General features: G+C 35.9%; 6 protein-coding genes. 3 read left to right on the top strand and 3 right to left on the bottom strand.

The annotated features are described in order from the left end of the window. Positions 1-171: 171 nt before the first annotated feature. Both GSY74_RS01175 and bamA read right to left on the bottom strand, forming a co-directional pair. On the bottom strand, positions 172-390 hold the full coding sequence (locus GSY74_RS01175; protein WP_164663268.1) for a hypothetical protein: 219 nt from the start codon (positions 388-390) through the stop codon (positions 172-174). Positions 391-460: 70 nt separating this feature from the next. Next, a complete protein-coding gene (gene bamA, locus GSY74_RS01170) occupies positions 461-2,710 on the bottom strand; it encodes an outer membrane protein assembly factor BamA (RefSeq protein ID WP_164663267.1) in 2,250 nt (749 codons plus the stop codon). A 107-nt stretch (positions 2,711-2,817) separates the two neighbouring features. On the opposite strand from bamA, the gene GSY74_RS01165 reads away from it, so the two are divergent. After that, the gene (locus GSY74_RS01165) at positions 2,818-3,648 is read left to right on the top strand and encodes a prephenate dehydrogenase (RefSeq protein ID WP_164663266.1); all 831 of its coding nucleotides are present in this window, start codon (positions 2,818-2,820) and stop codon (positions 3,646-3,648) included. A 128-nt stretch (positions 3,649-3,776) separates the two neighbouring features. Further along, positions 3,777-4,616 (top strand): DUF2279 domain-containing protein, encoded by an 840-nt coding sequence (locus GSY74_RS01160; RefSeq protein ID WP_164663265.1) that lies wholly within the window; start codon positions 3,777-3,779, stop codon positions 4,614-4,616. Between the two features lie 199 nt (positions 4,617-4,815). On the opposite strand, the gene GSY74_RS01155 is transcribed toward GSY74_RS01160, so the two are convergent. Beyond that, entirely contained in the window at positions 4,816-5,706 is an 891-nt protein-coding gene (locus tag GSY74_RS01155; protein ID WP_223157423.1) for an Rpn family recombination-promoting nuclease/putative transposase, read from the bottom strand. Between the two features lie 163 nt (positions 5,707-5,869). Between GSY74_RS01155 and GSY74_RS01150 the strand changes: the two genes are divergently transcribed. Beyond that, positions 5,870-6,940: an NAD-dependent epimerase gene (locus GSY74_RS01150; protein WP_164663264.1), complete on the top strand. Its 1,071-nt coding sequence runs from the start codon at positions 5,870-5,872 to the stop codon at positions 6,938-6,940. Positions 6,941-6,984: the final 44 nt, after the last annotated feature.

The following is a 6,984-nucleotide window of genomic DNA, read 5'->3' as shown; positions in this document are numbered from 1 at the left end:
TTACTTCTATTTTTATTGTTTTCATTTTTCTGTAATTAAATAATCTTTTTCTTTAAAGTAGCCTTAATTATTGATTGTCAACGGAATTGGTACATTACCAAGTAAGAGACTTCTTGGAGTTTTTCAAAATATATGATGTTGATAGAAACTTCCTACAGATTAAAAGATTGATTAATATTTTAACTTGTTTTTCTTGAAATCTTGTGTATGAATAAGTGTATCTGTATCAATTTTAAAATTCATCACCTTAAAGACCTTGCCATTGGCATGTTTATAGCCGTCATCTTCTTTGTTGTCTAATGAATGATAGATGTAGGATTGAAAAAGTTTTGCTAAAACTCTTCTGATTGGTAGATTTTTAGTTGGTAGTTTGGTTTTTATTATTAACATGGAAGAATTATAGCACCAAAGAGTGACAAAAATTGTCTTTTTAGTGCTATTTTTAGAAAATAGATAACTTTTAAAATTTTCGTCCCATAGTAAACTCAAAGTTTGAAGTTTTATCTAACTCACCAGGGTTTTTAGCTCGTGCAAATACTAAGTTGATAGGTCCCATAGGTGAGTACCACTCCAGAGATACACCATACCCTGCTCTCTTTATCTCATCAAAGTTAGTCTCACCAATCATACCATAGTCAGCAAAAAATGCCAAACGCATCTTTGCAGCAGTTGATAGAGGGATACTCGCTTCAATAGTATTTACAACACTTTTCATACCACCAAGGTATTTATATTCACAATTCTCATCCTCTTCACAACGCCTAGTTGGAGCAATACTATATGGTTCATAACCTCTAACACTTGAAACCCCTCCCAAAAAAAGCTTCTCTGGTCCAGAGATATGCCCTGTCTCTTGTAACCATTTCGCTCGAAGTTTATATCTAAAGATTAAATCATAGTCTATATAATCTTCAACACCATAGTAGAGACCAAACTTTGCAGAGTATGCCATAAATTCTTCATCGCCACCAACACCTGAATAACCTACATTACCTCCCAAGATTATACCCTCTCTTGGGACAAAGAAATCATCTGTAGAGTCATAAGATAGACCAACTGAGATGGTACTCTTTGCATAATTTAAATCTTCATTGGAAAAGACGGAAGATATTATAGCAGTTGATGTCCCATTGCTATCAATATCATTCTCACTATAACTATATCCCAAAGAGCCATATAGATGACGAGTTAATCGTTTACCAATATTTGAACTTACACCAAATGTATCATGTTGATAAGTCGAATACTCATACTCATTTTTATAAATACTCATACCCAAACTATACTCACTATCCCATACTCTTGGGTTGTTGATTGAGAGTGAGTAGTTGGTAGATACTTTAGAGAGGTCAAACCCTAAACTAGCACTCATTCCAGAGCCTAAGATATTACGGTCGGACAAGGAGGCATTGAGCATAAACCCCTGATATGAGCCATATCCACCACCCGCTTGTATACTTCCTGTAGCAGTCTCTTTTACCTTGACCAGAAGATTTATATTGCTCTCATCAACCCTCTGTTGCTCTATATCTATATTTTCAAAATATCCTCTTCGACCCAAAGCACTCTTGCTATCTTTTAAATCTGTTAGATTAAATATATCACCAGGAGCTAGAAATATATCTCTTCGTATGACTCTATCTTTTGTTGAGTAGTTTCCAGAGATGATAACATCATTGATGGTAACTTTGTTACCTGCTCTTACACTAAACTGAATATCAACAGTTTTATCTGCCTCATTTTTATTAAAGTTAGGAGCTACTTTAGCATAAGCATAGCCCAAGTTGGCAACCTGCTCTTGAATATATCCCATATCTTTTCGTAACTTATCTACATTAAACACTTTTCCATCAAGAAGTCTAAGTTCATCCAAGATTTCATCCTTGTCCAAACCATCAACAAGACCTACAATCTCTATCGATTTTATTCGATACTGCTCACCCTCACTAACCTGATATGATACATCAGCAAGATAAGAGCCACTATCCACACGCATCAATGGCTCACTCACTGTTGCATCAAGGTAACCATTTTTCATATAGACATCTTTTGCTCTAAATGAGTCATAACCAAGCTGATCCATATGTGCTACACCACTATGTAGACCGGGTAACCAACCCAAAGCATCCTCTTCTTGATTGGCTAAAGCATCCTCTAACTCATCAACATCAATATGGTCAGCACCTGCAAAATTAATATTTTGGATGTATATCTTTTCACCTTTGTTTACTTCAAATGAGAGTGCGATACTATCTGTTTTTGGCTCTGCATTGACCTCAACAACGGTATCATAGTAACCCTCTGACTCAATCTTTTTGATTAGTCTCTTTTTGGCATTCTCTACTTTTTTTATATCATAAAGGTCACCTTTTCTCAATCCAACACTGATAAAAAGTGCCTCCTGTTCATCATCAGAGCTATATCCATTCATCTCTAGCTTAGATATAGTAGACTTCTCTTTAAAATTATAGACCAAGCCACCACTCTCTGTGGCAGAGACCCATATATCTGAAAAATAGCCCTGTCTATAGAAACTCTTAAGCGATTCATCAATCTTATTTATATCAAACTCATCTCCAATATGAATACCTGATATCTCTGTTGCAACATCTTCTGAGAGGTGGAGCAACCCTTTGTACTCAAGAGAGGTAACTGTTTGGGAGAGAAGTAGAGAACTTAGTGTAACTGATAATGGTAGAATTTTTCTCATATAATTAATAATTCCTTAAGTCTGTATCTTTATTATTCAAATGTTGCTAGTGTATCTTTTTTTCACTAAAAAAGTGCTATACTTTTATCCTAAATCAAGGAGAATAGATGAATATAGGTATTATAGGTCTTGGATTAATGGGTGGTTCTCTTGGAATGGCACTAAAAAAATTTCCACAAAAGTATCATATTATAGGTCATGACCATAATAAAAAACATCAAAAAGAGGCTCTTCTTCTAAATCTTGTCGACAAAATATCTGATAGTTTTGAAGATATAAAATCTTGTGCTGTTATTATCTTAACTATTCCCGTAGATGCTATCATAGCTACGGCTCAAAATCTAAAAGATATTCATGAAGATTGTACGGTCATCGACTTTGGTTCTAGCAAAGCCAAAATCTCTGCTAACATCCCTCCAGAGATTAGAAAAAACTTTGTAACCTCCCACCCAATGACAGGTACCGAAAAATTTGGTCCAACAGCTGCTATTGATAATCTCTACAGAGATAAAGTGATGGTTGTCTGTAACAAAGAGCAGAGTGGAGAGTTACAGAGAGATATTGCAATTGGACTATTTAATGACATAGAGGCAAAAGTTGTATTTATGGGTGCAAAGGAACACGATAGACACGCTGCATTCATCTCACACATGCCCCATGCAGTCAGCTATGCTATTGCCAACTCCGTTATGAAGCAAGAGGATTCAGGAAGTATTATAGCCCTTGCAGGTGGTGGTTTTAAAAGCATGAGCCGTATCGCCAAAAGTTCGCCCAATATGTGGGAAGATATTTTTAGACAAAACAGAGATAATATATTAGAGTCAATGGAGACATTCAACTCTGAGATGAGCCGTTGTCAAAAGATGGTAGAGGATAAGGATTGGGATGCTCTACACAGATGGATGCTAGAGGCTAACAGACTTCATGATATACTTTGATAGTCTAGGAAACGATGGCTTCAGCCTCGCTAATTCATTGGCATTGGGCTTTAGCCTCGCCTTATTCGGGGCTAAAGCCTCCGATTCCAATAGCTCTTTAAGAAATCCAGTGAAAAAAAAGGTCTTTAATGTTTAAAAAAATAGTAGTCATATCTCTTTTCATATCAAATATATTTCTCCATGCAGACGATACAAATAACTCCAAAAGTTTTATTGAAAATCTATCAAAAACAGAAAAACTAGCTATCACAAATATTGGTATAGCCACAGGTGTACTAACTTGGGGTTTTAGCCAATGGGGTTATGGAGATGAGGATTACCACTGGGATGATGAGGGTTGGTTTGACAAAACAACTTCAAACGGTGGTTCAGACAAACTAGGTCACTTCTATACCAATTATCTAACAACACGAATTATGTCACCTATATATGAAGATTGGGGATACACCAAAAAAGAGTCTGCCCTATATGGCTCACTAACCTCTATATTACTTTCAGGAATTCTAATAGAGATAGGTGATGGATATAGCGAACATGGATTTTCACAACAGGATTTTATCGCCGATGCCTTTGGTGCTGTATCAGGTTATCTCTGGTATCTCAACCCCTCACTGGCAAAAAAAGTAGACTTTCGTGTAGAGTATAACCCATTTAAAAAAAGTGAAAGCAAAAATCAAACCGACTTCACTACAGACTATGAACGGATGAAACACCTTATGGCTATCAAAGCCAATGGATTTGAACTTTTTGAAGATACCCCTCTAAAATATTTTGAACTTCACATTGGGTACTATAGCCGAAACTTCAACCACGACTCTCTGCCAGTGGAGGGAAGAGAGAGAAACATCTATCTAGGATTAGGAGTCAACCTATCCAAACTCTTTCGCCCTACTCTAGGAAAATACTCTACACTGTTTAACTATGTACAGGTTCCTTATACTTATGTTGAGGGGGCTAGGGAGTTTTAATACAAAAACCCAAACAGGCAAAGTGGAATCTTATTGCCAAATCCAATGCCAATACCTATAAATTGCTCATTGACCCCTATTTTTTAATTCTTCAAATGACGACTAGGTAGTTATATCATTCCCATCGTCCGAGGCTGTGGAAGAAGTTCTTGCACAGTCTCTCTTCAGGTGGAATGCATAGTAAAGTCAACACCAATTATTATCTCTCTCTTAGTTTCTCAATCTCCTCAACAGTAAGACCTGTAATCAAAGAGATAGTAGTTATATCTATATTTTGTTTTAATGATATTTTGGCTATTTCAATCTCTCTCTTCTTCTCACCCTCTGCTCTTCCTCTCTTTTCACCCTCTTCTATCCCTTCAACTTTGGCAGTATATAGCAAAGAAGCCTTATACATCTTGTTCTCTTGTCTCCTATTATAAACTGCTCTTGCCTTCTCTCCAAGTTTCATGACATCAAGTGTCTTTTTTGCTTCATCTAACCCTTTTCCTTTGAACTTATCTTTTATCTCCTCATTTTTCAAAAAGTAAATCCACTCATCCAAAGAGTTTTTAGCAATATCGTTAAATTGATTAACACGAATCACAAAATATTCAGGATAAATTTCATAAACTCTATCTATCAAAAAATCCTCTTGTTGTTTTTGGGATGGTCTAAGTATCTCTTCTTTTTCATGAAATCCTCTAAACTCAGTTTTACCATGATAGATATAGTCTCTGCCTTGACCCAGTTCAAAATAGACAATATTGACAGAATAGACCTTTTTGACTCTGCCATAACCTTTGCCTTGTTTGATATACTCTGTAATCAACTTGGATGAACCATAAAGCATTCGATGAAAGTAGTCTATCTCACTTCTATGCTGAACCTCTATTAGGATTAGTTCACCCTTCTCATTTTTTGCTAACAGGTCAACTCGATTGAACTTATCATCCTCTGTCTCTTGGTTCGCTTCACTCTCTAAAATCTCTTGAATCTTCACATCAAATTTCAAAAGTTCCGTTAAAAAACCCTCCAAAATTCCAAAATTTGCCTTTTGTCGCAAAATCTTTTTCATTGCCCAGTCAAAACTTACTAATTTTCGTGACACTTTTGACTCCTATATTTTTTATTGTTATTTTTCTGATTATACTATGTTGGGGCTTATGGCTCTCTTTTCCATATTCCCTTTTTGATGATGAAAATATTAATAAGAGATTAGATATAATTCCACATTAAAAATAACAAAAAAAAATAATCTATTTTGGAGTAACATGAAAATTTTAGTAACAGGAACAGCAGGATTTATAGGTTCGAATTTGGCACAGAAGCTTGTAGCAAGAGGTGATGAGGTAGTAGGGCTTGATTGTATCAATGACTATTATGATATTAGTGTCAAATATGGACGACTTCAAAGAACAGGGATTATAGAAAATTTAGAAGAGGGTGCGGAGATAGAGTATAATCAGTTGTTAACCTCTTCTGCAAATGCAAACTATAAGTTTATAAAACTGAACCTAGAAGATAAAGAGAATATGATGAAGCTCTTTGCAGAGGAAAAATTTGACGCAGTCTGTAACCTTGCTGCACAAGCAGGGGTGCGATATAGTCTGACCAATCCTGATGCATATATGGATAGTAATATCATTGGGTTTATGAATATCTTGGAAGCGTGTAGACATAATGGTGTGACCAATCTCTCTTATGCTTCTAGTTCATCGGTTTATGGGTTGAATGAGGCTTTACCTTTTTCTACAGAACATAGTGTTGACCACCCAATTTCACTCTATGCTGCAAGTAAAAAATCCAATGAATTGATGGCACATACCTATTCACATCTTTTTGGTATCTCGACTACAGGACTTAGATTTTTTACAGTGTATGGACCATGGGGACGACCAGATATGGCTCTGTTTCTCTTTGTAAAAGCAGCACTTGAAGGCAGAAGTATAGATGTCTTCAATAACGGTGAGATGTTGCGAGACTTTACCTATATTGATGATATTGTAGAGGGTGTGATACGAGTTATTGATAATCCTGCTAAAAAGGATAAGTCTTGGAATGGTAAAGATGGTAGAGTTTCGACTTCGTCTGCTCCTTATAAAATCTATAATATTGGAAATAATAACCCAGTTAAGCTTATGGACTTTATCACTGCTATTGAGAACAAGCTTGGTAAAACAATAGAGAAAAATATGATGCCAATTCAGCCTGGGGATGTTCCTGCAACTTTTGCCGATGTGACTGATTTGGTAGAGGATTTGGACTATAAACCAGCTACACCTATTCAGCTTGGAGTTGATAGGTTTGTTGATTGGTATTTGGAGTTTTTTAAGGTAAAATAGACTTCTTGCAAAACTATGAGGACAAAGAGGTCGTTGGGTCTGAT

Origin of the sequence: Sulfurovum sp. bin170 (genome assembly GCF_010892395.1) — a bacterium.
Classification (GTDB): Bacteria; Campylobacterota; Campylobacteria; order Campylobacterales; family Sulfurovaceae; genus UBA1140.
Note: the sequence above shows the minus strand (reverse complement) of the source record. Positions and strands in the feature narration are given on the sequence as shown.

What these genes read in the sequence shown, in the direction of transcription:
- GSY74_RS01165 (WP_164663266.1), top strand. Translation starts at nt 2,818, where the DNA reads ATGAATATAGGTATTATAGGTCTTGGATTAATGGGTGGTTCTCTTGGA.
- GSY74_RS01150 (WP_164663264.1), top strand. Translation starts at nt 5,870, where the DNA reads ATGAAAATTTTAGTAACAGGAACAGCAGGATTTATAGGTTCGAATTTG.
- GSY74_RS01175 (WP_164663268.1), bottom strand. Translation starts at nt 390, where the DNA reads ATGTTAATAATAAAAACCAAACTACCAACTAAAAATCTACCAATCAGA.
- GSY74_RS01160 (WP_164663265.1), top strand. Translation starts at nt 3,777, where the DNA reads ATGTTTAAAAAAATAGTAGTCATATCTCTTTTCATATCAAATATATTT.
- bamA (WP_164663267.1), bottom strand. Translation starts at nt 2,710, where the DNA reads ATGAGAAAAATTCTACCATTATCAGTTACACTAAGTTCTCTACTTCTC.